Origin of the sequence: Pseudoxanthomonas sp. PXM04, from assembly GCF_014851695.1 — a bacterium.
Lineage (GTDB): Bacteria > Pseudomonadota > Gammaproteobacteria > Xanthomonadales > Xanthomonadaceae > Pseudoxanthomonas_A > Pseudoxanthomonas_A beigongshangi.
In genome coordinates this window covers 313,754-339,999 of the sequence record NZ_JACVAG010000004.1, presented here as the reverse complement: position 1 = coordinate 339,999, position 26,246 = coordinate 313,754, and the positions used below count along the sequence as shown (strand labels likewise).

Sequence of the window (26,246 nt, the reverse complement as noted above, 5' to 3'; positions counted from 1 at the left end):
ACGCCCCAGAAACCGCGGTCAACGACTGTGGAACAGTACGGGAGCGTCCGGTCTTATGGCATCGCCGGTGCGCAGCCACGGCGCCGTCGCGGTTTCGATGGTGCAGGGACCGAGCGTGGCGATGCGCAGTGGCCGCATGCGCGCCTGGCGTTCCAGGATCGCCAGCATCCCGGCCAGCATCGCGCCGGAGAACGGCGAATAGAGGTAATACACGCTCGCGGCGGATAGATCGATGGTGCGGGCGTCGCCGGCGACGAAGCGGACGTGCTCAAGCGCCAGCGCGTCGGCACTGCGCCGCGCGCTGGCGACGTAGGCGGGCTCGATTTCGATGCCGACGGCCTGCGCGGGCGTGAGGATGGCGGTCAGCAGCGGGAGATGGCCCAGGCCCGAACCGAGATCGATCAGGACATCGGATTCGCGCAAATCCAGCCGGCGCAGCAGCGCCAGCAAGTGGCGCGCCGGCGTGGGCTGGTAGAACACCATGTCCGGAAGCAGCCCGCCGATGTCCGTCGAGGGCGCATCCGGCGCGAGCACCTCGGCCAACAGCGCGTCCAATGCGTCATAGCCATCGCCATCGGGTGCGTCGCCTTGGCCTGCCGTCAGCGCGGTGAGCGCTTCCGCGCCCCGGCCCTGGCGGATGGCGCCACGCAGCATCGCGCAGAAATCGCGATGGATTGCTTCCAGTTCTTCGCGCAGCGCGCCTGTCTGTCGGGACAGCCCAGCCTCTGCCTGGAAACCGGAGGCTTCCAGGCGATCCAGCACATCACCACGCCGACGCCATTGATCCGGCGCGCGCAGGGCGGCGTCGGCCGTCCAGTGCCGCACCTGTTGCCGTAATCGATCGAGCGGATCCGGAGCGGACAATCGGCAGCCGGATCAGCCGAACAGCTTGCCCAGCATGCGCAGCCCGCCGGTCCACACGCCGATGGCCGTTCCCAGGCTGGTCAGGAAGAAGTTGAGCAGCACCCGCGCCACCCGGTTGCGCCACCAGCCGCGCAGGGTCTGCACATCGTCGCGCAGCGCCATGAAATCCGCATAGGTCGGTTTGCGCAGGCTCGCCTCGACCAGGGCGCTCACGGTGCCGGACGCCAGCGCCGGATGCAGCGGGGTGAGCGGGGAGGCGACGAACGCGGCGGCGATGCTCAGGGGATGCCCCCCGGCGATGGCGCAGCCCAATGCGCCGAGGGCACCGGTCGCGAGCACCCATTGCACGATGAGATCCGAACCGACGTCGACGCCACCCCGATAGAAACCCCAGGCGAAGCCACCCAGCACGAACGTGGTCAGCAGAATGGTGAACCAGGGAATGCTGCTCTTTTCGGGAATGTGCTCCAGCTCGGCGAGCGTGGCGGCCGGTTCATCGTTGTCCTCGCGCAGGTGCCGGGCCAGTCCGTGCAGATGGCCCGCGCCGACCACCGCCAGCATTTCGTGCGGCTTGTCGCCCTTGGTCTGTTGGCCGCCGGCCTGGCGCAGGCGCGTGGCCATGTAGCGATCCCGCTCGGCGATGACGGTTTCGTACAGCGCCGGATTGTCCTGGGCGAATTCGCCGAAGCTCGATTCGAGCATGTCACCCTGTTTCAGCTTCTCGATTTCGGCATCGCCGACTTCCTCGTCGGCGAACATGCCGGCCAGGATGCCGGCGCTGATCTTGGCGCGGCCCCACCAGCTCAGGCGATGCAGGGCGCGCTTGAAGGTCAGGCCGACCTCGCGATCGATCAGGTGCACCGGCAGCCCGCGTTCGCGCGCGTCTAGCGCGCCGGCCTTGAGTTCGGCGCCGGGTTCCACGTCCAGTTGTTCCGCCAGCCGGCGCTGGTACGCGGCCAGGGCCAGGTTGGCGGCAAACAGGTGGGTCTTGCCTTCGCGCAGCACCTTGATGAGATCCAGCTTTGCCAGCGCGTCGGGATCCGTGAGCGATTGCAGACGGCCGGCGTCGAGTTCGACCGCCACGCTGTCGTAGGCGCCACTGGCGACCGCCGCGCGCACGGCGTCCACGCTGCTGCGCGAGACGTGCGCGGTGCCGAGCAGGGTGTAGCGGATGCCGTCGCGTTCGACGATCTGGTGCGGCTGACCGGCCAGCGGGTCGTGCGCGGCGGGAAGAGGGGACGGCGTAGGGTCGTTCATGGTGTCATTCATCGGAAGGGGCCGCGCCGTCACCCGCGCCGAGCGCGCGTTGCATCTGCACGGTATCGAGCCAGCGGCCGTGCTTGCGGCCCAGGCCCTGGAAGACGCCAACGGTGCGGAAGCCCAGCTTTTCATGCAGGGCGACCGAGGCGCCGTTGGCGGGTTCGCCGATCACCGCGATCATCTGCCGGAAGCCGCTGGCTTCGCAGGCGTCGATCAGGCGTTGCAGCAGCGCCTTGCCGACGCCCTGGCCCTGGTGCTCGGGAACGATGTAGACCGTGTCCTCCACGGTCCAGCGGTAGCCGATGCGGCTGCGATAGCTGCTGGCGTAGGCGTAGCCGGCGAAGCGGCCATCGCGTTCGGCGACGAAGTAGGGATAGCCCGCCGCCTGCACGGCGCGCATGCGTTGCGCCATTTCGGCCTCGTCGGGTACGTCGTATTCGTAGGTCGCCACGCGCTCGCGCACTTCCTCGGCGTACAGGGCGGCGATGGCCGGGATGTCGGCCTCGGTGGCGTCGCGGATGTGCAGGGGCAAGCGGGTGATGCCTCAGTCGATGTAGCGCTTGAGCAGATCGCCATAGGCGTCGATGCGGCGGTCACGCAGGAACGGCCAGATCCGGCGCACGTGCTCGCTGCGTTCCATGTCCACTTCCACGCTCAGGAGGGTGGCGTCGGTGCCGGCCTCGGCGAGGAACTCGCCCTGCGGACCCAGCACGTGGCTGTTGCCCCAGAACTGGATGCCGGACGTGCCCAGCGGCGAGGGTTCGTGGCCGACGCGGTTGCAACTGAGCACCGGCAGGCCGTTGGCGACCGCATGGCCGCGATGGCTCAGCACCCACGCATCGCGCTGGCGATTCTTTTCTTCCTGCGTGTCGTCAGGATCCCAGCCAATCGCGGTCGGATACAGCAACAGCTCGGCGCCGGCCAGCGCCATCAGGCGCGCGGCTTCCGGATACCACTGGTCCCAGCACACCAGCACGCCCAGGCGACCGACCGAAGTGTCGATCGGCTTGAAGCCGATGTCGCCGGGAGTGAAATAGAACTTCTCGTAGAAGCCCGGATCATCCGGGATGTGCATCTTGCGGTACTTGCCCGCGATGCTGCCGTCCTTCTCGAACACCACCGCAGTGTTGTGGTACAGGCCGGTGGCGCGGCGCTCGAACAGCGAACTCACCAGCACCACGTTGTGTTGCTTCGCCAGGCGGCTCAGGCGTTCGGTGCTGGGGCCGGGAATCGGTTCGGCCAGGTCGAACTCGCCGACCGACTCGTGCTGGCAGAAGTATGGGCCGTTGTGCAGTTCCTGCAGCAGCACCAGGCGCGCGCCGCGGCGGGCGGCCTCGGCCACGCGTTCCTCGATCACCGACAGGTTGGCGTCGGCATCGCCGTGGTTCTTTTCCTGGATCAGGGCGACGGGCAGGGAGGTCTTGCGGGTCATGGCGGGGGCGGTGTTGAGCGGACGCGCATGGTAACGCGGATGGCCCGGCCCCGGGCCGACCGCGGGTGAACGGCGGGCGCGGCGCCGTCAGTCGCCGGCCTGCTCGCGACGGCGCTGGGCGCGCCCCAGCCAGGCGCCGTTGCCGGCCCATACCAGGGCGATGCCGGCGCCGATGAACATCGCCAGCGCGGGGTGCTCCGCGACCAGATCCAGCATCCGCTTCACCCAGCCGCTGAGCGCGTCGGCACCGCGATAGACCACGGTGTCGATGAAGTTCTTGGCCTTGTACTTGTCCTCGGCGCCGACCACGGTGTACAGCATCTCGCGGCCCGGCCGCACCAGCGCGTATTCGCCCGCGCGGCGCACCACCATCACCACCGCGAACACCGCGAAGGTGGGCGCCAGCGCCAGCCACAGGAAACCGGCGGCGGTGATCAGCGGTACCAGTACCAGCAGGATGCCCACGCCGAGCCGGCGCGCGATCTGCCCGGTGATGAAGATCTGGGTCAGGATCGCCAGGCTCTGCACGATGGTGTCGATCAAGCCGAACACCTGGGTCTGGCGGATGCGGTCGGGGAATACCTCAGCGACCAGCCGCGCCTGTTCGAAGTACAGGAAGGTGCTGACGCTGGCCAGCAGCAGCACGAACAGGGCGATGCCCAGCAGGTAAGGCGAGCGGAACACCGCCGTCGCGCCCGCGAACGGATTTCCGCCCAGCGGGCGGCTGCGGGTGGCGCCATCCTGGATCGGAAGCGGATGCGCGTCGCGCCAGCGCTGCAGCCAGTTGGCGGCGGCGATGCTGCCGGCCAGGAACAGCGCGGACAGCAGCACCAGCCCGGCATGCCCCAGCGGCGCGACCAGCAGGGTGCCGAGGATGGGGCCGAACAGGCCGCCAAGACTGGCGCCGCCCGCCATCAACGCGAACAGCCGCTTGGCCTGCGCCACCACGAACAGGTCCGCCAGCACGCTCCAGGCCAGCGAAATGGTCAGCAGGTTGAACACCGACAGCCAGATGTAGAACGTGCGCGCGATCCAGACGTTCTCCGGCTTCCACGCGAACAGCGCGGCGAAAACCAGCAGGTTCAGCACGAAGAAGCCGAAGGTCCATGGCAGGATATGCCGCCGCCGTACCCGCGCCGCCACCCAGCCGAACAGCGGCATCGCCGCCAGGGTCGCCACGAAGGTGCCGGTGAACAGCCATTGCAGGTTGTCCACGCCGCCGGCCACGCCCATCGTCTCGCGCACGGGACGCAGCATGAAGTAGCCGGTGAACAGCAGGAAGAACAGCGCCAGTCCCGCGACGACCGCGGCGGTCTCGCGGGGTTCGACGTTGAACAGGCGGGCGATCAGGCTGGGGCGCGGCGAGGCGTCGCTCATCGGGTACTCAGGCGAATTGGGCGATCAGCGACTGGCGCTGGGTGGCATCGAGATCCGCGCCGACGCCGGCGCGCAGGTTGTCGCTCTGCCGATCGGGCTTGCCGGTGGCGGGAATCACCACCGTCACCGCAGGATGGCTCAGCGCGAATTTCAGGAACGCCTGCGCCCAACTGGTGATGCCGGCCTCGGCCGCCCAGCCGGGGAGCGGCTTGTCCTTCACCTGCGCGAACAAGCGGCCATCCTCGAACGCGCGGTTGATCATCACGCCCACACCAAGGTCCTGCGCCAGCGGCAGCACCCGTTTCTCGGCACCGCGCGAAACGACCGAATAGTTGATCTGCAGGAAGTCGGGTTTCTCCGCCTGGACGATGTCGGCCAGTTCGTCCTGCGCGCGCTCGACGTAGTGGGTGACGCCGACGTAGCGCACCTTGCCCTGCTGCTTGAGTTCGCGCGCGAGCGCCAGTTGCGCCTTCAGATCCCCGAGGTTGTGGACCTGCAGCAGCTCGACCTTGTCGGTCCGCAGGCGGCGCAGGCTGTCGTTGAACTGGGCCAGGCCTTCCTCGCGTCCGGTGACGCCGGAGAGTTTGGTCGCCAGCCAGGCCTTCGGTCGCAGGCCCTGTTCGGCCAGCAGGGGACCGAGCACATCCTCGGCGGTACCGTAGGTCGGCGCGGTGTCGATGACGCTGGCGCCGGCGGTGAAGAAGCGTTTCAGCACCTCGCGCAGCGGATCCTGTTCCGCGGCGCTGGCGCCGACTTCGAAACTGCCGGAGGTGCCCATGCCGATGACGGGAATGCGCTCCTGCGTGTGTGGAATCAGCCGGGTATTGAGCGGTCCGGGCAGCGCGGTGCTGGCTGCCGACGGCGTCTTGCCCGGCGCGCTCTGGGCCATCCCGGCCTCGGCGGTGTCACGGCAGGCCGCGAGGCCAAGACCCGCGGCGGCCGCGGCGGTGGAAGCAAGGAACTGGCGTCGTGTGTACACCGTGGACTCCTCCGCGCTGGGCAAGAGAGCGTTATCAGTGATTGGTGTCACGCATGTGTAAACGAAGCGTTCAATGCCGCCCCAACCAAAGACCTAGTCGCGATGTTTCGACCTGAAATGTGAAACGGGGCGGATTCCTGCGAATCCGCCCCGTTCGTTTCCAACTGCCGAGTCCGCCACTCAGACCGCGGAAAGCAGGCCCTGTGGCAACTGCATGGTGATGCAGTGGAGACTGCCGTTCTGCCAGATCAGCGCCCGGCACGGCACCTGCACGATTTCGCGACCGGGATAGGCCGCCGCCAGAACTTCCGCCGCCTTGGCGTCGGCCGGGTCGCCATAGGCCGGCATCAGCACCGCGCCATTGAGGATCAGGTAGTTCGCGTACGAGGCGGCCAGGCGGCGACCGTTGTCCAGGACCGGTTGCGCCCAGGGCAGCGGGAATGGGCGGTAGGGTTCGCCGGTGCGGGTGCGCAGGGCGGCGATGTCGGCCGCCATCGCCTGGAGTTCGGCGAAGTGCGAGTCGGCCGGATCGTCGCAGGCCTGGAACACGATGGCGTCGCCAGGCGCGAAGCGGGCGAGGGTATCGACGTGGGCGTCGGTGTCGTCGCCTTCCAGGTAGCCATGATCCAGCCACAGCACCCGATCCTGTTTCAGCCAGCCGCCCAGCCGCGCGGTCAGCTCCTCGCGGCTGGCCTGCGGATGACGCTCGTGCAGGCATTGCCACGTGGTCAGCAACGTGCCCTCGCCATCGGTTTCGATGGCGCCACCTTCCAATGCAAAATCAATGCTTTGGACGAAATAGTTGTGAAACAGGTTCATGCCGGACAGCTCGCCGACCAGGCGGTCGTCGCGGCTGGCCTCGAACTTGCCGCCCCAGCCGGTGAAGCGGAAGTCGAGCAGCTTGAAGCGGCCACCGTCGCGCAGGCTGATCGGGCCGGAGTCGCGCAGCCAGGTGTCGTCGTACTCGGCCGGCACGAAGCGAACCCGGTCCATGTCCACCCGCGCCGAGCGCAGCCGGGCTTCCGCATAGATCTGCAGATCATCGTCGGCGACGCAGATCACCACGTCCTGGAAGCGGGTGATGGCCGCCACCAGCGCCACGTAGGTTTCCTCGACCTCGCCCAGGCGTTCGGCCCAGTCGGTGTCGGCATGCGGCCAGGCAATCAGGATCGCGGACTGGGGTTCCCACTCGGCGGGAAAACGGAAAGCGTCGGTCATCGTACCAATCGGTCAGTGCGGGTCAGCGGATGGGGGGCTTGGGCCCGATTTCTTCCGGGCCGGCCTGGTTGGCGACCACGTCGATCACGCGGTCGCGTTCGAAATACACGGTGAAGGCGGGGTAGACCCAGCGATGGATCGTGGGCCATTGCCGCTTCTGGCCGCCGCGCGGTTCCAGCTTCTGCTGCGGTTCGCCGAAGCGCGCCTGCACCTGGTTGCTGGTCCAGCCGCGCACCGGCGCCGCCTGGGCGGCGGTTTCCTGCACGCGGTCAACCAGCAGGGTGTCGGCGGCGAAGGCGTTGGTGGCCAGGCCCAGCAGCACATACATCGGGATGACGAGGACGCGATGGTTCATGGCGGATTTCCCCCGGAAAGAGGCGGCCTTTATAGCAAAAGCGGCGCAACAAAAAACCGCCCGAAGGCGGTTTTCCGGGAGTTCCGCGCAGGCTCGACCGGAAGGTCGCCCGCGGCCGGAAACTCAGCGCTGGCGCGCCTTGAAACGCGGATTGGACTTGCAGATCACGAAGACCTTACCGCGGCGGCGGACCACCTTGCAGTCGCGGTGACGGGCCTTCGCCGACTTCAGGGAGGACAGGACCTTCATGATGAAACCTCGGCGTAAAAGAATATGGGGCGAAACGAAGCCCGCTATTCTAAATGCATTTCCCCAGCAACATCAAGTGGTTGCCGGACGAGACGGGAAACCGGCCGGCGCGGCCCGCGGGCGGCGCGGCATAATAGTGTGAAAACCACAGGATTCCCCATGTCCGAGAGCATTCCCGTCCTCACCATCGATGGCCCGTCCGGGGCCGGCAAGGGCACGGTCAGCCGCATCGTCGCCGACCGCCTGGGCTGGCATTACCTGGATTCCGGCGCGTTGTACCGGGCGGTCGGGGTGGCGGCGAGCTGGGCGGACCTGGACATTTCCGACCCCGCGGCGCTGGTCCGCTGCACCTTCGATACCCGGGTCCGCTTCCAGGATGGCCCGCAGGGCCTGCGGGTCATCGTCGACGACGTGGACGCCACCGAGGAACTGCGGCTGGAAACCACCGGGGCGCTGGCCTCGGCCATCGCCGCGATCCCCGAGGTCCGCTCGGCCCTGAAGGAGCGCCAGCGGGCTTTCCGGCAGCTTCCGGGCCTGGTGGCCGACGGTCGTGACATGGGTACCGTCATCTTCCCGGACGCCCCCTACAAGGTGTTCCTGACCGCCAGCGCCGAGGAAAGGGCGGAAAGGCGCTATAAGCAGTTGAAAGACAAAGGGGTTTCGGTTACCTTAGACGGTCTGCTACGCGAGATTCTCGCCCGCGACGCCCGTGACGCACAGCGCACGGTGGCGCCCCTGCGGCCGGCCGACGACGCCGTCCACATCGACACCACCGGCCTGGGCATCGACGAAGTCGTGGCGCGCGTGCTGGCCATCGTGAGTCGTTGATCGCAATTCATCGCGGCGGCTTCCGGTTCCGGCGCGCCGCGGAAATCAGCATGCAGAAACGAGCCCGTTCTCCGGTGCCTTGCACCGGGGCGACGGTTTTTCCACTTCAACTACACACGGCACTTTCCTACGTGCCGAAAGGGTGGACGGGGGAACGCCGCGAGGCGCGCACCCGTCCGTGTGTCCAACCGAGTAATCAACAATGACCGAATCATTTGCCGAACTGTTTGAACAGAGCCAGACCCAACTGGCCAAGCTGAAGCCGGGCGCCATCGTCACCGGCGTCGTCGTGGAAGTCCGCAACGACGTGGTGGTGATCAACGCCGGCCTGAAGTCCGAAGGCATCGTGCCGATCGAACAGTTCCGGAACGACGCCGGCGAAATCGACGTGGGCGTGGGCGACGAAGTGAAGGTGGCCCTCGACTCGATCGAGAACGGCTTCGGCGAAACCGTCCTGTCGCGCGAGAAGGCCAAGCGCGCCATGGTGTGGGACGAGCTGGAGCAGGCGCTGGAGAAGAACGAAACCATCACCGGCCGCATCAGCGGCAAGGTCAAGGGTGGTTTCACCGTCGACATCAAGGACGTCCGCGCGTTCCTGCCGGGCTCGCTGGTCGACGTCCGTCCGGTCCGCGACCCGGGCTACCTGGAAGGCAAGGAGCTGGAGTTCAAGCTCATCAAGCTGGATCGCAAGCGCAACAATGTGGTCGTCTCCCGCCGCGCGGTGGTCGAGAGCGAGCATTCGGAAGAGCGCGAGCAGCTGATGGACAAGCTGCAGGAAGGCGTGGTGCTGAAGGGTGTGGTCAAGAACCTCACCGACTACGGCGCGTTCGTCGACCTGGGTGGCATCGACGGCCTGCTGCACATCACCGACATGGCGTGGAAGCGCGTGCGTCATCCGTCCGAAGTGGTCGAAGTCGGCCAGGAACTGGACGTCCGCGTGCTCAAGTACGACCGTGAGCGCAACCGCGTCTCGCTGGGCCTGAAGCAGCTGGGCGAGGATCCGTGGGACAACATCGCCCGCCGTTATCCGGCCAACAGCCGGGTGTTCGGCAAGGTCTCCAACGTCACCGATTACGGCGCGTTCGTCGAGATCGAGCCGGGCGTGGAAGGCCTCGTGCACGTGTCCGAGATGGACTGGACCAACAAGAACGTCAACCCGTCCAAGGTCGTGCAGGTCGGCGACGAAGTCGAAGTGATGGTGCTGGACGTGGACGAAGAGCGTCGCCGCATCTCGCTGGGCATGAAGCAGGTCGCCGCCAATCCGTGGGAAACCTTCGCGGCTACCCACAAGAAGAACGACAAGGTGTCCGGCCAGATCAAGTCGATCACCGACTTCGGCATCTTCATCGGCCTGGACGGCGGCATCGACGGCCTGGTCCACCTGTCCGACATCAGCTGGAACACCACCGGCGAAGACATCGTGCGCAACTTCAAGAAGGGCGACACGCTGGAAGCCGTGGTGCTGGCCGTTGACCCGGAGCGCGAGCGCATCAGCCTGGGCGTCAAGCAGCTGGAGCAGGATCCGTTCGGCCAGTACATGGCGGCGCATCCGAAGGGCTCGAAGGTCGAGGGCGTGGTGAAGGAAGTCGACGCGAAGGGCGCCGTGATCGAACTGGCCGACGGCATCGAAGGCTACGTGTCGGTTCGCGACATCGCCAACGAGCGCATCGACGACGCCAGCCAGCACCTGAAGGTCGGCGACAAGATCGAAGCCAAGTTCATCGGCATGGATCGCAAGGGCCGCACCCTGCAGCTGTCGATCAAGGCGAAGGACGAAGCCGAAATGCGCGAAGTGCTGGAGGAATACCAGTCCGCGTCGGGCGGCACCACCACGCTGGGCGCGCTGCTGCGTGCACAGCTGGACGGCAACAAGTCCGAGTAAGCCAAGCAAGTCCGTTGTAAGCAACACGAGCTTCCGGCCGGCCCGGGTCAATGACCCGGGCCGGTGCGGAACGTACCCGCCCGAAAGCCTGCGCGATGACCAAATCCGAACTCATCGAAATCCTGACCCGCCGCCAGCCGCACCTCAAGGCCGAAGACGTCGACCTGGCCGTGAAGGCGTTGCTGGAAATGATGGCCGGGGCGCTGGCGCAGGGCGATCGCATCGAAATCCGCGGGTTCGGCAGCTTCTCGCTGCACTACCGCCCGCCGCGCATGGGCCGCAACCCCAAGACCGGTGATTCGGTCGCCCTTCCGGCCAAGCATGTTCCCCACTTCAAGCCGGGCAAGGAGCTGCGCGAACGCGTCAGCGACGTCACCCCGGTGGAAGAAAGCGCGGACTGATTTTCAGGTCTTCGACGGCGTCTGGCAGGACCGGCGCGGGATGCCGGCCTCACGCCCGGCTGCGCACGGAGCCGGCGCTCGGCTAAGCTAGCCCCGACTGGCAAGCGCAGGGAGTCGCCCGATGAGTACCATCCGCCTGGTTGTCGCACTGGTTTTTCTCGCCGCCGGTTTGGTGATCGGCGTGCTCAATACCCAGCCGATCGTGCTGAAACTGCTGTTCACCGAGATTCCGACCTCTTCCGGCGTCGCGATCATCCTCTCGCTGCTGTTCGGCGTGCTCATCGGTGGCCTGATCGTCATGGCCACCATGGTGCTGCCGCTCTATGCGCGCCTGCGCAAGGCGAACAAGGTCCAGGCCTCCGCCGCTTCCTCCTCCTCCATCCCGCCAACTCCTGGCATGGGTCCCTGATCGATGGAATTCCTCAACGAGTGGTTCTGGTTCTTCCTGTTCCTGCCGCTGGCCGCGCTGAGCGGCTGGATCATCGGCCGGCGCGGCGGCCAGCGCCATGGCGACACCCAGGTCAGCCGCCTGTCCAGCACCTATTTCCGGGGCCTGAACTACCTGCTCAACGAACAGCCCGACAAAGCTATCGAGCTGTTCTTGCACATCGCCGAGCTGGACAAGGAAACCTTTGAAACCCAGGTCGCGCTGGGGCACCTGTTCCGCCGCCGCGGCGAAGTGGACCGGGCGATCCGCCTCCACCAGGGACTCGTGCAGCGTCCGGACCTGAGCGACCAGCAGAAGGTCCAGGCATTGCTCGCGCTGGGCGAGGACTACATGCGCTCGGGGCTGCTGGACCGGGCCGAGACCGTGTTCACCGACCTGGCCCGTATCGACCAGCGCGCGCCGCAGGCCCTCAAGCATCTGATCGGCATCTACCAGGCCGAGCGCGATTGGGAAAAGGCCATCGACAACGCGATGCGCTACGAGGAAGTGACCGGCGAGGCGATGGGCAAGCTGGTCGCGCAGTTCGAGTGCGAACTGGCCGAGCGTCACCGCACCGCCAACGATGTCACCGCGGCGCGCGCGGCGATTGCCCGTGCCTACCAGGCCGACGCCGGCTGCGTGCGCGCGGGCATCCTGGAGGGGCGGCTGGAATCGGATGCCGGCAATCACGAGGCCGCCATCCGCGCCTACGAGCGTGCCGCGCGCCACGATCCCGACTATCTGCCCGAGGTGCTGCCCGGGTTGCTTGCCAACTATGAGAAGGTGGGCGATCTCTCGGGTGCGCGGACGTTCCTGTCGGAAATGAGCGAGCACTACCGCGGCATCGCGCCGGTGCTGGCCCTCACCAAGCTGGTGGAAGGACAGGATGGCGTCGCCGCCGCGCGCGCCTACCTGGCGAGGCAGCTCAAGGATCGACCCTCGGTGCGGGGTGAGGCGGCCCTCATCGACCTGACCCTGGCCGAAGGCGCCGACCCGTCCGCGACCCTGCACGATCTCAAGCACATCACCGATCAGTTGCTGGTCCGCAATCCCAGCTACCGCTGCACCCGCTGCGGATTCGGCGCACGCACGCATCACTGGCAATGTCCCAGCTGCAAGGAATGGGGCAGCATCAAACCGTTGCTGAACTACGCCGTCGTCTGATGCCTGGATTCATCCCCTGGCTCATGCTGCACTTCGTGGTGGCAGCGGCAGGTACCTGGCTGGCGCGCCGCTACGCGCTCCATCGCCGCCTGGTCGATCAGCCCGGCGAGCGCCGGAGCCATTCGATTGCCACGCCGCGAGGGGGCGGGATCGCCATTGTCGTGGCGCTGCTGCTGGCCGCGGCCGTGCTCGGCTGGCGGACGCCGGGGGAGCGCGAACTGTTCGCCGCGTTCGGAATCGGACTGGCGCTGGTTGCCGGCGTGGGCTGGTGGGACGACCACCGTCCGCTGCCGGCGTCCTGGCGGTTGCTGGCCCATCTGATCGCTGCCCTCGTGTTCGCCACCGCCCTGCATCGCCAGGGGGCGTCGGCATGGCAGGTACTGTTGGCCATCATCGCCATTGTCAGCCTGGTCAACGTCTGGAATTTCATGGACGGGATAGACGGCCTGGCCGCTAGCCAGGCGTTGATCGCCGGCCTGGCGGGCGCGTTCTTCCTGCCGGGCCCTTGGTCCTGGCTGGCGGCGGCGCTGTTCGCGGCATGTTGCGGTTTTCTGCCGTTCAACTTCCCTCGCGCCCGGATTTTCCTGGGAGATGTCGGCAGCGGAGCACTGGGATTCGCACTGGCGGCGCTCTTGAGCGTCGCCTCAAAGAATGCGGCAACGCCGCCAATGCTCTTGTTGCTGCCGCTGGCCGCGTTCCTTGTCGACGCCGGCTTCACGCTCGCTACGCGCATCCTTAACGGCGAGCGCTGGTGGACGCCTCATGTCACGCATGTCTACCAGCGCGCCGCCCGACGTTACGGTCATGTGGCCGTAACCTCGCTCTATGGCCTGTTCAGTGGTGTTACGCTCTTGTTAATGTGGATGCTGTCTAATGCCGGGGCCGGGTCCGGGCTCATTGCCTTGGTTGCTTGGTACGCATTCGCGCTTGCGCTCTGGGGATGGTCGCGCAAGGGATTGGCATAGGGTCAGGGAGGAGTTGCATGCAATCTTGGCGGGACCGGACGACGGCATTCCTACCGCGCCTGCTGGTGGCGACCCATGATTTGTTCATGGTGTGGCTGTGCTGGCAACTGCTGCACTTCGTGCGCTACGCCATGCTGCCCCAGTCGCCGGGTTATCCCCTCTGGTCGAACGAAATCGCCATCGTGGTCGCTGGCCAGGGGCTGGTGTTCTGGTGGATGGGTCTCTATCGGGGGCTGTGGCGCTTCGCCAGCCTGCCGGATCTCTGGAACATCGTGAAGGCGAGCGGCCTGGGCTTCCTGGCCATCGTCGTCGGACTGTTCTTCTACAACCGCTTCGGCTCCCTGCCACGGGCGGTGCTGGCGTTCTATCCGTTCGCGCTGGTGGCTTTCCTGGGCTTGCCGCGCCTGCTGTATCGGGCCTGGAAGGACCTGCAGACCAGCCGGCTGCATGAGAATGCATCGCGCGTGCTCGTCCTTGGCGCAGGCCGGGCGGGCGAGGCGCTGGTCCGGGAACTGCGCAGGACCGGCGTCTACCAGCCGATCGGCTTCCTGGACGACGCGGTCAAGCTGCACGGCTCCAAGCTGTTGGGGGTGCCCGTGCTGGGCAGCCTGGACCAGGCCGCCAGCGTCGCCCGCGAGAGCGCGGCGCGGATGCTGGTCATCGCGATGCCGTCGCTGGATGCGCCGAGCATGCAGCGGGTTGTCGCCATTTGTGAAAGTACCGGCCTGCCGTTCCGCATGGTGCCGAGGCTGATCAATGTCCTCGAGGGACATGCCATGCCGGGCGACCTCAAGGAGGTGGCCATCGAGGACCTGCTGGGCCGGAAATCGGTGACCCCGGACTGGAAGCTGATCCGTGGCTGGCTGGGGGGCCGGACCGTCCTGGTGACGGGCGCCGGCGGTTCGATCGGCTCCGAACTGTGCCGGCAATGCGCGCGCCATGGTGCCCAGCGCATCGCCCTGCTCGAAATCGACGAACTGGCCCTGATCACCATCCAGGCCGATCTGCGACGGGCGTTTCCGGATCTGGAGGTCCTTCCCGTGCTGGGCAACTGCGGAGATCCCGCGGTTGTCGAACACGCGCTGGCGCTGGCCGAGCCGGATGCGGTCTTCCACGCCGCGGCTTACAAGCAGGTGCCGCTGCTGGAACAGCACCTGCGCGAAGCGGTAGGCAACAACGTGCTGGCCACCGATATGGTGGCCAAGGCCTGCCGTCGCAGCGGGGTGGGGACGTTCGTCCTGATCTCCACCGACAAGGCGGTGGATCCGGTCAACGTGCTGGGGGCGACCAAGCGGCTCGCCGAGATGGTTTGCCAGGCCACGGACGATGGCCATGCCGGCGGGACCCGGTTCGTCACCGTCCGCTTCGGCAACGTGCTGGATTCCGCCGGCAGCGTGGTTCCCCTGTTCCGCGAGCAGATCCGCAAGGGTGGGCCGGTGACGGTGACCGACCCGGAAGTGACCCGTTACTTCATGACGATTCCGGAGGCCAGCCAGTTGATCCTGCAGGCGGCCGCCGGCGCGGCGCATGCCGCCATCTATACGCTGGACATGGGCGAGGCCGTGCCCATCCGGCTGCTGGCCGAGCAGATGATCCGGTTGGCGGGCAAGCAGCCGGGCCGCGACATCGCCATCGTCTATACCGGCCTGCGTCCGGGCGAGAAGCTGCACGAGAACCTCTTCCACGCGGACGAGGCCTACCGGCCGACCTCCCATTCCAAGATCATGCAGGCCGAGGCGCGCACCGTGTCGGCCGATTTCATCGAACTGGCCTTGCAGCGCCTGCGGGCCGCCTATGGCCGCTACGATGTCGACGAGATGCAGGAGATCCTGCGCATCGCGGTACCCGAGTTCTCGCCGCTTGAACAATCTCTTGAACCCGCTTCGGCTACCATCGTGACCTTCCCCGCTCGAGAAGCCCGCAGGACCCGATGACCGGACGCATCCGCAAGGCCGTATTTCCCGTTGCAGGCCTGGGAACCCGTTTTCTTCCCGCCACCAAGACCGTTCCCAAGGAAATGCTGCCGATCATCGATCGGCCGCTGATCCAGTACGCCGTCGATGAAGCTATCGAAGCGGGCTGCGACACCCTGATCTTCGTCACCAACCGCTACAAGCACGCGGTGGCCGACTACTTCGACAAGGCTTACGAACTGGAGCAGAAGCTGGAGCGTGCCGGCAAGCACGAGCAGCTCGAACTGGTCCGGAATGTGCTGCCCGAGGGCGTGCGCGCCGTATTCGTCACCCAGGCCGAAGCATTGGGACTTGGCCACGCGGTGCTGTGCGCCAAGCCCATCGTGGGCAACGAACCGTTCGCGGTCCTGCTGCCCGACGACCTCATCTGGAACCGGGGCGCGGGCGCGCTGAAACAGATGGCCGATGCCGCCGAGGCGACCGGCGCCAGCATGATTGCGGTGCAGGACGTGGCCCGCGAACAGACCGGCAGCTATGGCATCGTCGCCACGGATGCGTTCTCGGGCCGATCCGGCCGGATCAATGCCATCGTCGAAAAGCCCAAGCCCGAGGTCGCACCGAGCACGCTGGCGGTGGTGGGGCGCTACGTTCTTGATGGCGGGATTTTCGACCTGCTGGAGAACACCACGCCGGGAGCCGGCGGGGAAATCCAGCTGACCGACGCCATCGCGACCCTGCTCGCGCAGAAGCCGGTCCATGCCTACCGTTTCCAGGGCACGCGCTTCGACTGCGGTACCCACATCGGCCTCATCGAGGCCACCATCCGCTATGCGCTGGATCATGAAAAGCTGAGCGATGCGGCGCGCAGCATGATGCAGGATGCGCTGAGCGAACTGGGCGTGACCGATCTGGAGTAGGGCGCGGGTGGACGCCTGAAACACGGACAAAAGAATGGCGCCTGATGGCGCCATTCCTCTTTTCGGCAGTAGCGGAGTCAGGGCGTCAGAGCGACTCGAAGATGCCGGCGGCGCCCATGCCGGTGCCGATGCACATCGTCACCATGCCGTACTTCTGCTGGCGACGGCGCAAGCCATGGACGATGGTGGCGGTACGAACCGCACCGGTCGCGCCCAGCGGATGACCCAGCGCGATGGCGCCGCCCAGCGGGTTGATCTTGGCCGGGTCGAGTTCACTGTCGCGGATGACCGCAAGCGCCTGCGCGGCGAAGGCTTCATTGAGCTCGATCCAGTCCAGTTGATCCTTGCTCAGGCCGGCCTGCTTCAGCGCCTTCGGAATCGCGGCGATCGGGCCGATACCCATCACTTCCGGACGCACGCCGGCAACCGAGAAGCTGACGAAGCGCGCCAGCGGCGTCAGCCCGTAGTCCTTGATCGCCTGTTCGGAAGCGAGCAGCACCGCGCCGGCGCCATCGCTCATCTGCGAGGAGTTGCCGGCGGTCACGCTGCCGCCGAACTGGCCGTTGCGGAACACTGGGCGCAGCTTGGCCAAGCCTTCCAGCGAGGTGTCCGCGCGCGGGCCCTCGTCGTTCTCGACCAGCAGCTTCTTCAGGCGAATGGTGTTGCCCGCCAGATCCGGCAGGTGCGACAGGATCTCATAGGGCGAGATCTCGCTGTTGAATTCGCCCGCGGCGATGGCCGCCAGCGCCTTCTGGTGGGAGGCGAGGGCGAAGGCATCCTGTTCTTCGCGCGAGACCTTCCATTCCTCCGCGACCTTCTCCGCGGTGATGCCCATGCCATAGGCGATGGCGACGTGGTCGTCCTTGAACACCGACGGCGACAGCGCGACCTTGTTGCCCATCATCGGCACCATCGACATCGACTCGGTGCCGCCTGCCAGCATCAGGTCGGCGTTGCCCAGCCGGATCTGGTCGGCGGCCATCGCCACCGCCTGCAGGCCGGACGAGCAGAAACGGTTGATGGTCTGCGCGGCGATGGTGTTGGGGAGGCCGGCCAGCAGCACGCCGATGCGGGCCACGTTCATGCCTTGCTCGCCTTCCGGCATTGCGCAGCCGATGATGGCGTCATCGATGCGGTTGACGTCGATGCCCGGCGCCTGCGCGATGACCGACTTCAGCACATGCGCGAGCATGTCGTCGGGACGGGTATTGCGGAACACGCCCTTGGGTGCCTTGCCGACCGGAGTGCGGGTGGCGGCGACGATGTAGGCGTCCTGGATTTGCTTCATGGCTTTCTCCGAGAGCCGGGATTGGGGATTCGGGATTGGGGATTCGTAACGCCCCGTGCCCGGCCTTCCCGGCGATGATGGAATTTCGAAGGGAAGGGAATCCGCTTTGCACGAATCCCCAATCCCGAATCACGAATCTCAGTTCCTAAGCGGCTTGCCGGTCTTCAGCATGTGCGCGATGCGGGCCTGGGTCTTTTCCTGCTGGGCCAGTTCGACGAAATGCTTGCGCTCCAGCGCCAGCAGCCATTCCTCGTCGACCAGCGCGCCGCGATCCACTTCGCCGCCGCACAGCACGGTGGCGATGCGGGTGGCGATTTCATAGTCGTATTCGCTGATGAAACGGCCTTCCAGCATGTTGACCAGCAGCATCTTGAACGTGGCGATGCCGACGTCGCCGGCGACCTGGATGCGGCGTGCCGGCAGAGGCGGACGATAGCCGCTCTCGGCCAGTGCCAGCACCTGCTGCTTGGCGATATGCAACTGCTCGTAGGCGTTGAACACGACAAGGTCGTTCGCCCGCATGAGGCCAAGTTCCTTGGCTTCGACGGCTGAAGCCGAGACCTTGGCCATGGCCACCGTCTCGAACGTGCGCTTGAGTTCGGCGAACACGTCTCCGCCCGGTCCGGCCGCCTGCGAGGCGCGTACCGCGATTTCCTTCAGGCCGCCGCCGGCAGGCAGCAGGCCCACGCCCGCTTCGACCAGGCCGATGTAGCTTTCCAGCGAAGCCACGGTGCGGGCGCTGTGCATCTGGAACTCGCAGCCACCGCCCAGCGCCAGGCCGCGCACCGCGGCCACGACCGGCACCAGCGAGTACTTGATGCGCTGGCTGGTGGCCTGGAAGTTGGCGACCATGGCCTCGAACTCGGCAATCTTCCCGGCCTGCAGGGCGCCGAGCGCTCCGGCCAGATCGGCACCGGCGGAGAAAGGCTCCTTCGGTTGCCAGATCACCAGGCCCTTGAACTTCTGCTCGGCGATGGCCACGGCCTGCTGCACGCCTTCCAGCACGGCGTCGGACACGGTGTTCATCTTGGTCTTGAAGCTGACCACGCCCACGCCGTCGCCATCGGTCCACAGGCGCACGCCGTCGTTCTCGAACACCGTCTCGCCCTGCGGGAAGGATTCGCCCAGCAGCGGGTCCGGGAAGCGCTGGCGGCGATACACCGGCAGCGCCGAACGCGGCAGTTTTGCGTTGCGCGCCGGGCTGTAGCTGCCGTCGGCGGCATGCACGCCTTCGCGACCATCGAATACCCAGTCCGGCAGCGGCGCATTGCTCATGCTCTTGCCGGCAACGATATCGTCGGCGATCCACTGGGCGACCTGCTTCCAGCCGGCGGCCTGCCAGGTCTCGAACGGACCCAGCGACCAGCCGTAGCCCCAGCGGATGGCCAGGTCGACGTCGCGTGCGGTTTCGGCGATGTCGGCCAGGTGGAAGGCGCTGTAATGGAACAGGTCGCGGAACACGGCCCACAGGAACTGTGCCTGCGGATGCTGGCTCTCGCGCAAGCGGGCGAACTTCTCGGCCGGGTTCTTCAGCTTGAGGATCTCGACCACTTCCGGTGCCGCGGCACGGTCGGCGGGACGGTAGTCCTGCTTTTGCAGATCCAGTACCACGATGTCCTTGCCGACCTTGCGGAAGATGCCGGCCCCGGCCTTCTGGCCGAGCGCGCCCTTGGCGATCAGCGCATCCAGCCATGCCGGCGACTTGAAGTAGCCGTGCCAGGGATCCTCGGGGAGGGTATCGGCCATGGTCTTGATGACGTGGGCCATGGTGTCCAGGCCGACCACATCGGAGGTCCGGTAGGTGGCCGACTTGGGGCGACCGACGAGCGGCCCGGTCAGGCCGTCGACTTCATCGAAGCCCAGGCCGAACTGCTGGGTGTGGTGGATGGTGGCCAGGATCGAGAACACGCCGATGCGGTTGCCGATGAAGTTCGGGGTGTCCTTGGCGTAGACCACGCCCTTGCCCAGGGTGGTGGTCAGGAAGGTTTCCAGGCCTTCCAGCACGGTGCCGTCGGTGGTCCTGGCCGGGATCAGTTCGGCCAGGTGCATGTAGCGCGGCGGGTTGAAGAAATGCACGCCGCAGAAACGATGGCGAAGTTGTTCCGGCAGTACTTCGGCCAGCTTGTTGATGCCCAGGCCCGAGGTGTTGCTCGCCAGCACCGTGTGCTCGGCGACGAACGGGGCGATTTTCTTGTAGAGGTCCTGCTTCCAGTCCATCCGTTCGGCGATGGCCTCGATGATCAGGTCGCAGTCCTTCAGCTGGTCCAGCCCGGTATCGTAATTGGCCGGGCTGATCGCCTCGGCCAGTGTCTTGCTGGCGAGCGGGGCGGGGCTCAGCTTGCCCAGGTTGGCGATGGCCTTGAGGACAACGCCGTCGGGGTGGCCTTCCTTCGCGGCCAGGTCGAACAGCACCGTGTCGACGCCGGCGTTGGTCAGGTGGGCGGCGATCTGCGCGCCCATCACGCCGGCACCCAGCACGGCCGCCTTGCGCACAAGCAATGGATTGGACATTTCGGGAATCCTTGGATGTCAGGGGGTTATTTGACGTGGTCGGCGCGCAGGCCGGCCTCGGCGAAACGGATGAGTTCGCGGGCGGCCCGCTCACGGTGCACCACCTCGGTGACACCATGGGGACGCTTGATGAGCCCGAAGTCCGCCATGGCATAGGTCAGCGCGCCGGACAGGAAATCCAGCCGCCAGTACAGCTCTTCCTTGCTCAGGCCGGGCACGCAGCCGGCGATGGCCTTGCCGAACTCGCGCAGGACATGGCCATAGTGGTCTGACAGGAACTTGCGCAGGCCGTCGTTCTTCTCGGCATAGGCGCGTGCGATGACCCGGACGAAGGCCCCGCCGCCGTGGCGGTCCTGGGCCAGGGCCAGGGCGGGCTCGACGAACGCGGCCAGGATCGGCTCCAGTTCGCCTGGATGCTGCTCCAGGGCGGTCCGAAGCTGGCCCAGCCGCTGGCCGCTCATTTCGTCCATGCGTCGCCGGAAGACCTCGTTGACCAGGTTTTCCTTGGAGCCGAAGTGGTAGTTGACGGCGGCGATGTTGACGTCGGCCCGGCTGGTCACCTGCCGCAGGGAGGTGCCGGCAAAGCCGAACTGGGCGAACAGTTCCTCGGCGGCGCCGAGGATGCGCTCCTTGGTGGAGAAGTGGGGGGTGTTGCCCATGCGGTCGGTCCTGCTAATCAAACGCTTGTTTGATTGTCCATCCGCTCACGTATGGTTGTCATGCTGCCTTGCAGCAATCCGGTCTCCGGCCAGGTGCGCAATTGCGGCCAATACGTTAGAATCTCGCTCCGCAATTCAGGCTAAGCCCGTGTTTCGACGCGGGTTTTTCATGTTAACCTTGGGCCGAAAGTGGCCCGCCCAACGGAGAAATCCCCATGGCGCTGGAGCGCACCCTGTCGATCGTCAAGCCCGATGCCGTTGCCAAGAACGTCGTCGGCGAAATCTATGCCCGTTTCGAAAAGGCCGGTCTCAAGATCGTCGCCGCGAAGATGAAGCACCTGTCGCGTCGCGAGGCCGAAGGTTTCTATGCCGTGCACCGCGAGCGTCCGTTCTTCAACGCGCTGGTCGAATTCATGATCTCCGGTCCGGTCGCCATCCAGGTGCTGGAAGGCGAGAACGCGGTGCTCAAGCATCGCGAGATCCTCGGCGCCACCAATCCGAAGGAAGCCGCGCCGGGTACCATCCGCGCCGACTTCGCCGACTCCATCGACGCCAATGCGGCGCACGGTTCGGATTCGGTCGAGAACGCGAACATCGAGATCGCGTACTTCTTCGCCGCCACCGAAGTGTTCTCGCGCTGAGCCAGCGATGAGCAGCCACGAACTCGCGCCGATTGAACTGAAGCTGGCCGCGGATGCGCAGCCGGCGGTGAGCGGCGCGGGCGTGTCTGCGAAACAGAACCTGCTGGACCTCGATCGGGACGGCATGGAGCGTTTCTTCGTCGAACAACTCGGCGAGCAGAAGTTCCGCGCCCACCAGGTGATGAAGTGGATTCATCACCGCTACGTCACCGATTTCGAGCAGATGACCGATCTCGGCAAGAACCTGCGCGCGAAGCTGCAGGAACATGCCGAGGTCGTCGTCCCGGGCATCGTGTTCGACAAGCCCTCCGCCGACGGCACCCACAAATGGCTGCTGGGCATGGGCGTTGACGGCAAGAATGCCGTCGAAACGGTCTACATCCCGGACAAGAACCGCGGCACGTTGTGCGTGTCCTCGCAGGTGGGCTGTGGCCTCAACTGCACGTTCTGCTCCACCGCGACCCAGGGGTTCAACCGCAACCTGACCACCGCCGAGATCATCGGCCAGGTCTGGATTACCGCGCGCCACCTGGGCAACGTGCCGGCGCAGAACCGCCGTCTCACCAACGTGGTGATGATGGGCATGGGCGAGCCCCTGCTCAATTTCGACAACGTCGTGCGTGCGATGAACATCATGCGCGACGATCTGGGCTACGGCCTGGCCAGCAAGCGCGTGACCCTGTCGACGTCCGGACTGGTGCCGATGATCGATCGACTTTCGACCGAAACCGACGTCTCGCTCGCGGTCTCGCTGCATGCGCCCAACGATGCGCTGCGCGAGCAGTTGGTGCCGCTCAACCGTAAGTATCCGATCGCTGAATTGATGGCGTCGTGCGCGCGCTACCTGCGGGCCAACAAGAAGCGCGACTCGGTGACCTTCGAGTACACGCTGATGAAGGGCGTCAACGATCAGCCCGAGCATGCGCGCCAGCTCGCCCAGTTGATGCGCAAGTTCAGCAACGCGACCCAGCTCAAGGATGCGGGCAAGGTCAACCTGATTCCGTTCAACCCCTTCCCGGGCACGCGCTACGAGCGTTCGGGCGAGGAAGACATCCGTGCCTTCCAGAAGCTGTTGCTGGACGCGCATGTATTGACCATGGTCCGGCGGACCCGCGGCGACGACATCGATGCGGCCTGCGGACAGCTGAAGGGGCAGGTGATGGATCGCACCCGTCGCCAGGCCGAGTTCCGCCGCCAGTTGCAGGAACAGGGCATCGGTGATGCGGCGGCATAAGCCCTGGCTGCTGCTGCTGGCCCTGGTGCTGGTGGCGACCGGCTGCAGCCGGCTGACCTTCATAAGACCCAAGATGGAACGCAAGGACGGCGAGCAAATCGCGCCGACCTACCAGGTCAGCGACAGCGCCGAGACCAAGCGCAGGATGGAAGTCGAACGTGCCCTGGCCCTGGCGACCCAGCGGCTGCAGGCCGGCGACCTCGATGTCGCCGAGCGCGGCGCCCGGGCCGCGATGAAGGCCGATCCCCAGTCCGCCGACGCGCAGACCATCCTGGCCGTCGTGGCCGAGCAGCGCGGCCAGGCCAAGGCTGCGGGCGAGCATTACCGGCGGGCCACCGAACTGGCACCGGGGCGGGGCGCCGAGCAGAACAACTACGGTGCCTGGCTCTGCTCGAACGGCTATCCGGCCGAATCGCTGGTGTGGTTCGACCGCGCACTGCAGGACAGCGAGTACGAGACCCCGGCCGCGGTGCTCGCCAACGCCGGCGGTTGCGCCGACAAGGCGGGGCAGCGCGAGCGGGCCGAGCGCGATCTGCGTCAGGCGCTGGCGCTGGATCCGCGCAATGCCTTCGGGCTGCTTTCCATGGCCGAACACGAGTACCGCGCCGGGCGTTATTTCGAAGCCCGGGCGTTCGTCGAACGCAGGCTGGCGGCTGCACCCGCCAGCGCCGACGTGCTAAAACTTGCATCACAAATCGAAGAAAGACTCGGCGACAGGACTGCTGCCGGTCGATATGTTCAGCAACTTCGGGCGGAGTTCCCCGACGCGTCAGACGCTCAAACTGGGGGAAAGGCAGAACAATGACGGGTTCCAACTCGATTGATACGCAGCGCCTGCAGGGCTGCGGCGCGTTCCTGCGGGATGCGCGCGAGAAGGCGGGTCTCAGCCTGCAGGACGTGGGGAATCGGCTGAAGATGCCGCTCAAGGTGCTGCAGGCCCTGGAAGGGGAACAGTGGTCGCAGCTCGGGGCACCGGTGTTCGTCCGCGGGCAACTGCGCAGCTATGCGCGGCTGCTGAAGGTCGACATCGATCCCTTCCTGGCGCAGGCCGACCTGGAAACCGTCCGTCCGGCGGAACTGGTGAGCCACAGCTACACGCCCAAGGCGCAGCGCCTGTTCGAAAGCGCCAAGCGGCGGGCCGTGTACGTGGTCATCACCGCGGTCATCGCCACGCCGGTATGGATGGCGACCCGGCCGCACCTGGGTGGCAACGGCGGCCAGACCACCGCATCGCTGGACGTGATCCCGCAGAAATCGGCCGCCACGGGGACCGCGGGTGGTACCGCGGCGCCCGCGCAGCGTCCGGCCGCGACGCCTTACGTGGCGTCGTTGACACCACCCATCAGCCGGGCACCGGAGGCAGCGCTCAGCCTGGTGTTCAAGGGCGACAGCTGGGTCCAGATCGTCGCTCCGGATGGCAGCGGCATCGAGCAGGCCCTGCTGAAAGCGGGGGACCAGCGCAGCTATCCAGCCGGCCAGGTCGGGCGGATTGTCCTGGGCAACGCGGCGGCGGTCGAGGTTCAGCAAGCCGGTAGTACGGTGGACCTGACGCCGTACCGGCGCGCGAATGTCGCGCGCTTTACGGTATCCTCTGACGGTTCCCTCGCACCGGTCGCCGACTGACCCGAGCGCGGGTTTGTCCAACCAAAATCAAGACCCCGCTCGGACGGGGCGAGAGTACGCATGGCGATTGATGATCTGCTCGACGAGCACGAACAGGGCGAACGCGTCCGCAGTTGGCTGAGGAACAATGGCGCCGGATTGATTGGTGGCGTCGCGCTGGGACTGGCGGTGATTTTCGGCGGCCAGTGGTGGCAGAAGAACCGCCAGCAGCAGGACGAGCAGGCCAACCTGAATTACGAGAAGGCGATCGACGGCATTGCCGCCAACGATCTGAAGAAGGCCGAAGCGGCGGTCGCCTCGCTGGGCGGCAAGGACGGGGTCTATGGCGACCTGGCCGCGCTGCAACTGGCCAAGGCCCAGGTGGACGCCGGACAACGCGATGCCGCCATCACCACGTTGCGGGCGATCCAGGCCGATTCCTCCCTTCATGCCATTGTCCAGCAGCGGCTGGCGCGACTGCTGGTGGACGCCGGCAAGCACGATGAGGCCTTGAAGCTGCTGGCCGATGCCAAGGATTCGACCAGCCTGGAGATCCGTGGCGACGCGCTGATGGCCGGCGGCAAGCAGGCCGAGGCGCGCGATGCCTATACCAAGGCGCTGACCAGTCTCGACGTGGCCTCGCCGCAGCGCCGCCTGGTGGAACTGAAACTGACCGACGCGGGCGGCACTCCGCCGAAGACCGGAGAGTCTGCATGATGGCGAGGAACGCAACGGGCAAGCGGTTGCTGGCGGTGGCGGCACTGGTGCTGGTCCTGTCGGGCTGCAGCACCATCAAGGGTTGGTTCGGCGGAAACAAGAAGGACGAGAAGCCGACCGAGCCGGCCGAACTGGTCGAGTTCACCCCGTCGGTGGAAGTGGCCAAGGTCTGGAGCGCCAACGTGGGCAAGGGCGAGGATCGCCTGGGCCTGCAGCAGGCGCCCGTGGTCGCCGATGGCCGGGTGTATGCGGCCGCCGTCGAAGGCGGCGTGCGTGCGCTCGACCTGCAGACCGGCAAGGAAGTCTGGCATTTCAAGCCGGAGAAGACCCGGGCCGGCGATGCCGCCCAGCCCGATCAGGTCGCCGAGGAACCGGCGCAGGGCGAAGAGGAAACCAAGGCCGCCAAGCGCGCCCGCAAGGAAGCCGCCAAGCTGGCCAAGAAGGCGGCCAAGCGCAAGATCGAATGGCGCTTCTCCGGCGGTCCCGGCGCGGGCGACGGACTGGTCGTGATCGGCACGCTGGACGGCCGCGTGATCGCGCTGGACGCCAGCAACGGCACCGAGAAGTGGCGCGCCAAGGTGCCCAACGAGGTCATCACGGCACCGGCGATCGGCCAGGGCTATGTGCTGGTGCGCACCAATGACGGCCGGGTGAGCGCGTTCGACGCCGCCAGCGGCGAACGCCGCTGGTTCTGGACCAGCGAACTGCCCAGCCTGACCGTGCGTGGCAATGCGCCGGTGACGCTGGGGCCGGGCGTGGTGTTCGTCGGCAACGACGACGGCACGGTCGCGGCGCTGTCGCTGCGTGATGGTCGCCAGGTCTGGAGCCAGACCGTGGGCAGCCCGGATGGTCGCAGCGAGCTGGATCGCATGGCGGACGTCGACGGTCCGCCGGTACTGGACGGCACCACCCTGTTCGCCACCAGCTACAAGAAGGAAACCGTCGCCATCGAGGGTCCCAGCGGGCGGCCGCTGTGGCAGCGTGACAACGGTGGCCCGGGTGGCCTGGGCGTGACCAGCAGCCATGTCGTGGTCGCCGATCAGGGCGGCACGGTGTGGGGCCTGGACCGCTACAGCGGCAACGCCACCTGGTCCAACCCGAAAATGCTCCGTCGCTCGCTGACCGCGCCGTCGATTCATGGCGACTTTGCGGTGGTGGGTGATTTCGACGGCTACGTGCATTGGCTGAAGCTCGACAATGGCGAGGAAGCCGCGCGCGCGCGCGCCGGCGGCAAGGCCATCCGCGCCAAGCCGGTGGTGGTCGACGGCATCCTGCTCATCCAGAACGTCGAGGGCGAGCTGACCGCGTTCCGCTTCAAGTAAGCCAGCGCGGTGCCGAACCAGGGCGGTCCGGAGCGAATGCA

At 66.6% G+C, this 26,246-nt stretch carries 26 protein-coding genes; 14 read left to right on the top strand and 12 right to left on the bottom strand.

The genetic code is table 11. The features are described 5' to 3' along the window. Window positions 1-18 precede the first annotated feature (18 nt). From IB228_RS20075 to ykgO, 9 genes are all read right to left on the bottom strand, one after another. The gene (locus IB228_RS20075) at window positions 19-825 is read right to left on the bottom strand and encodes a methyltransferase domain-containing protein (protein ID WP_192198730.1); all 807 of its coding nucleotides are present in this window, start codon (window positions 823-825) and stop codon (window positions 19-21) included. A 51-nt stretch (window positions 826-876) separates the two neighbouring features. Then, window positions 877-2,133, bottom strand: coding sequence for a TraB/GumN family protein (locus IB228_RS12340; protein WP_192198729.1), 1,257 nt, complete (start codon window positions 2,131-2,133; stop codon window positions 877-879). After that, entirely contained in the window at window positions 2,126-2,656 is a 531-nt protein-coding gene (locus tag IB228_RS12335; RefSeq protein ID WP_183636774.1) for a GNAT family N-acetyltransferase, read from the bottom strand. Before IB228_RS12335 ends, IB228_RS12340 begins: the two co-directional genes overlap by 8 nt. A gap of 12 nt (window positions 2,657-2,668) precedes the next feature. Next, window positions 2,669-3,556, bottom strand: coding sequence for a carbon-nitrogen hydrolase (locus tag IB228_RS12330; protein WP_192198728.1), 888 nt, complete (start codon window positions 3,554-3,556; stop codon window positions 2,669-2,671). Window positions 3,557-3,643: 87 nt separating this feature from the next. Next, window positions 3,644-4,933: an MFS transporter gene (locus IB228_RS12325; RefSeq protein WP_192198727.1), complete on the bottom strand. Its 1,290-nt coding sequence runs from the start codon at window positions 4,931-4,933 to the stop codon at window positions 3,644-3,646. Window positions 4,934-4,940: 7 nt separating this feature from the next. Then, the gene (locus IB228_RS12320; protein ID WP_183636768.1) at window positions 4,941-5,912 is read right to left on the bottom strand and encodes an aldo/keto reductase; all 972 of its coding nucleotides are present in this window, start codon (window positions 5,910-5,912) and stop codon (window positions 4,941-4,943) included. A gap of 180 nt (window positions 5,913-6,092) precedes the next feature. After that, window positions 6,093-7,130, bottom strand: coding sequence for an agmatine deiminase family protein (locus IB228_RS12315; protein ID WP_192198726.1), 1,038 nt, complete (start codon window positions 7,128-7,130; stop codon window positions 6,093-6,095). A 22-nt stretch (window positions 7,131-7,152) separates the two neighbouring features. Then, a complete protein-coding gene (locus tag IB228_RS12310) occupies window positions 7,153-7,485 on the bottom strand; it encodes a hypothetical protein (protein ID WP_183636762.1) in 333 nt (110 codons plus the stop codon). A gap of 123 nt (window positions 7,486-7,608) precedes the next feature. After that, a complete protein-coding gene (gene ykgO / locus IB228_RS12305; RefSeq protein WP_010342887.1) occupies window positions 7,609-7,734 on the bottom strand; it encodes a type B 50S ribosomal protein L36 in 126 nt (41 codons plus the stop codon). Between the two features lie 159 nt (window positions 7,735-7,893). Here ykgO and cmk point away from each other — a divergent pair, with 159 nt between their 5' ends. The 8 genes from cmk to galU all read left to right on the top strand — a co-directional run bounded on the left by cmk (window position 7,894) and on the right by galU (window position 16,231). Beyond that, window positions 7,894-8,562 carry a (d)CMP kinase gene (gene cmk / locus IB228_RS12300; protein ID WP_192198725.1) on the top strand — a complete coding sequence of 223 codons (669 nt, stop codon included), beginning with the start codon at window positions 7,894-7,896 and terminating at the stop codon, window positions 8,560-8,562. A gap of 202 nt (window positions 8,563-8,764) precedes the next feature. Further along, entirely contained in the window at window positions 8,765-10,444 is a 1,680-nt protein-coding gene (gene rpsA / locus IB228_RS12295; RefSeq protein WP_192198724.1) for a 30S ribosomal protein S1, read from the top strand. 95 nt (window positions 10,445-10,539) lie between these two features. Beyond that, window positions 10,540-10,845: an integration host factor subunit beta gene (locus IB228_RS12290; RefSeq protein WP_141452670.1), complete on the top strand. Its 306-nt coding sequence runs from the start codon at window positions 10,540-10,542 to the stop codon at window positions 10,843-10,845. Window positions 10,846-10,966: 121 nt separating this feature from the next. Continuing rightward, window positions 10,967-11,254: a LapA family protein gene (locus IB228_RS12285; RefSeq protein ID WP_192198723.1), complete on the top strand. Its 288-nt coding sequence runs from the start codon at window positions 10,967-10,969 to the stop codon at window positions 11,252-11,254. Between the two features lie 3 nt (window positions 11,255-11,257). Further along, on the top strand, window positions 11,258-12,436 hold the full coding sequence (lapB, locus tag IB228_RS12280) for a lipopolysaccharide assembly protein LapB (protein ID WP_183636750.1): 1,179 nt from the start codon (window positions 11,258-11,260) through the stop codon (window positions 12,434-12,436). 23 nt (window positions 12,437-12,459) lie between these two features. Next, a complete protein-coding gene (locus IB228_RS12275; RefSeq protein WP_225562414.1) occupies window positions 12,460-13,401 on the top strand; it encodes a lipopolysaccharide biosynthesis protein in 942 nt (313 codons plus the stop codon). 17 nt (window positions 13,402-13,418) lie between these two features. Further along, window positions 13,419-15,335 carry a nucleoside-diphosphate sugar epimerase/dehydratase gene (locus tag IB228_RS12270; protein WP_183636747.1) on the top strand — a complete coding sequence of 639 codons (1,917 nt, stop codon included), beginning with the start codon at window positions 13,419-13,421 and terminating at the stop codon, window positions 15,333-15,335. Next, on the top strand, window positions 15,332-16,231 hold the full coding sequence (galU, locus tag IB228_RS12265; protein WP_183636744.1) for a UTP--glucose-1-phosphate uridylyltransferase GalU: 900 nt from the start codon (window positions 15,332-15,334) through the stop codon (window positions 16,229-16,231). The genes IB228_RS12270 and galU overlap by 4 nt, the downstream gene beginning before the upstream one ends. A gap of 85 nt (window positions 16,232-16,316) precedes the next feature. Here the strand turns inward: galU and IB228_RS12260 are convergent, their stop codons facing one another. The 3 genes from IB228_RS12260 to IB228_RS12250 all read right to left on the bottom strand — a co-directional run bounded on the left by IB228_RS12260 (window position 16,317) and on the right by IB228_RS12250 (window position 20,689). Then, the gene (locus IB228_RS12260; protein ID WP_192198722.1) at window positions 16,317-17,519 is read right to left on the bottom strand and encodes an acetyl-CoA C-acyltransferase; all 1,203 of its coding nucleotides are present in this window, start codon (window positions 17,517-17,519) and stop codon (window positions 16,317-16,319) included. Window positions 17,520-17,657: 138 nt separating this feature from the next. Further along, window positions 17,658-20,030: a 3-hydroxyacyl-CoA dehydrogenase/enoyl-CoA hydratase family protein gene (locus IB228_RS12255; protein WP_192198721.1), complete on the bottom strand. Its 2,373-nt coding sequence runs from the start codon at window positions 20,028-20,030 to the stop codon at window positions 17,658-17,660. A 26-nt stretch (window positions 20,031-20,056) separates the two neighbouring features. After that, complete coding sequence (locus tag IB228_RS12250) at window positions 20,057-20,689, bottom strand: TetR family transcriptional regulator (RefSeq protein WP_192198720.1); 633 nt, start codon at window positions 20,687-20,689, stop codon at window positions 20,057-20,059. A 215-nt stretch (window positions 20,690-20,904) separates the two neighbouring features. Here IB228_RS12250 and ndk point away from each other — a divergent pair, with 215 nt between their 5' ends. Genes ndk through bamB form a run of 6 tightly spaced genes read left to right on the top strand, consistent with a single transcriptional unit; the run spans window position 20,905 to window position 26,205 of the window. Next, window positions 20,905-21,330 carry a nucleoside-diphosphate kinase gene (gene ndk, locus IB228_RS12245; protein WP_141452680.1) on the top strand — a complete coding sequence of 142 codons (426 nt, stop codon included), beginning with the start codon at window positions 20,905-20,907 and terminating at the stop codon, window positions 21,328-21,330. Between the two features lie 7 nt (window positions 21,331-21,337). Further along, a complete protein-coding gene (gene rlmN, locus IB228_RS12240; RefSeq protein WP_192198719.1) occupies window positions 21,338-22,564 on the top strand; it encodes a 23S rRNA (adenine(2503)-C(2))-methyltransferase RlmN in 1,227 nt (408 codons plus the stop codon). After that, window positions 22,551-23,369 (top strand): type IV pilus biogenesis/stability protein PilW, encoded by an 819-nt coding sequence (pilW, locus tag IB228_RS12235; RefSeq protein WP_192198718.1) that lies wholly within the window; start codon window positions 22,551-22,553, stop codon window positions 23,367-23,369. The genes rlmN and pilW overlap by 14 nt, the downstream gene beginning before the upstream one ends. Continuing rightward, window positions 23,366-24,187 carry a RodZ domain-containing protein gene (locus IB228_RS12230; RefSeq protein WP_192198717.1) on the top strand — a complete coding sequence of 274 codons (822 nt, stop codon included), beginning with the start codon at window positions 23,366-23,368 and terminating at the stop codon, window positions 24,185-24,187. Before pilW ends, IB228_RS12230 begins: the two co-directional genes overlap by 4 nt. A gap of 60 nt (window positions 24,188-24,247) precedes the next feature. Further along, the gene (locus IB228_RS12225; protein ID WP_192198716.1) at window positions 24,248-24,883 is read left to right on the top strand and encodes a tetratricopeptide repeat protein; all 636 of its coding nucleotides are present in this window, start codon (window positions 24,248-24,250) and stop codon (window positions 24,881-24,883) included. After that, window positions 24,883-26,205, top strand: a complete 1,323-nt coding sequence (bamB, locus tag IB228_RS12220; RefSeq protein ID WP_225562413.1) for an outer membrane protein assembly factor BamB — start codon at window positions 24,883-24,885, stop codon at window positions 26,203-26,205. The genes IB228_RS12225 and bamB overlap by 1 nt, the downstream gene beginning before the upstream one ends. The last annotated feature ends 41 nt before the right edge of the window (window positions 26,206-26,246 follow it).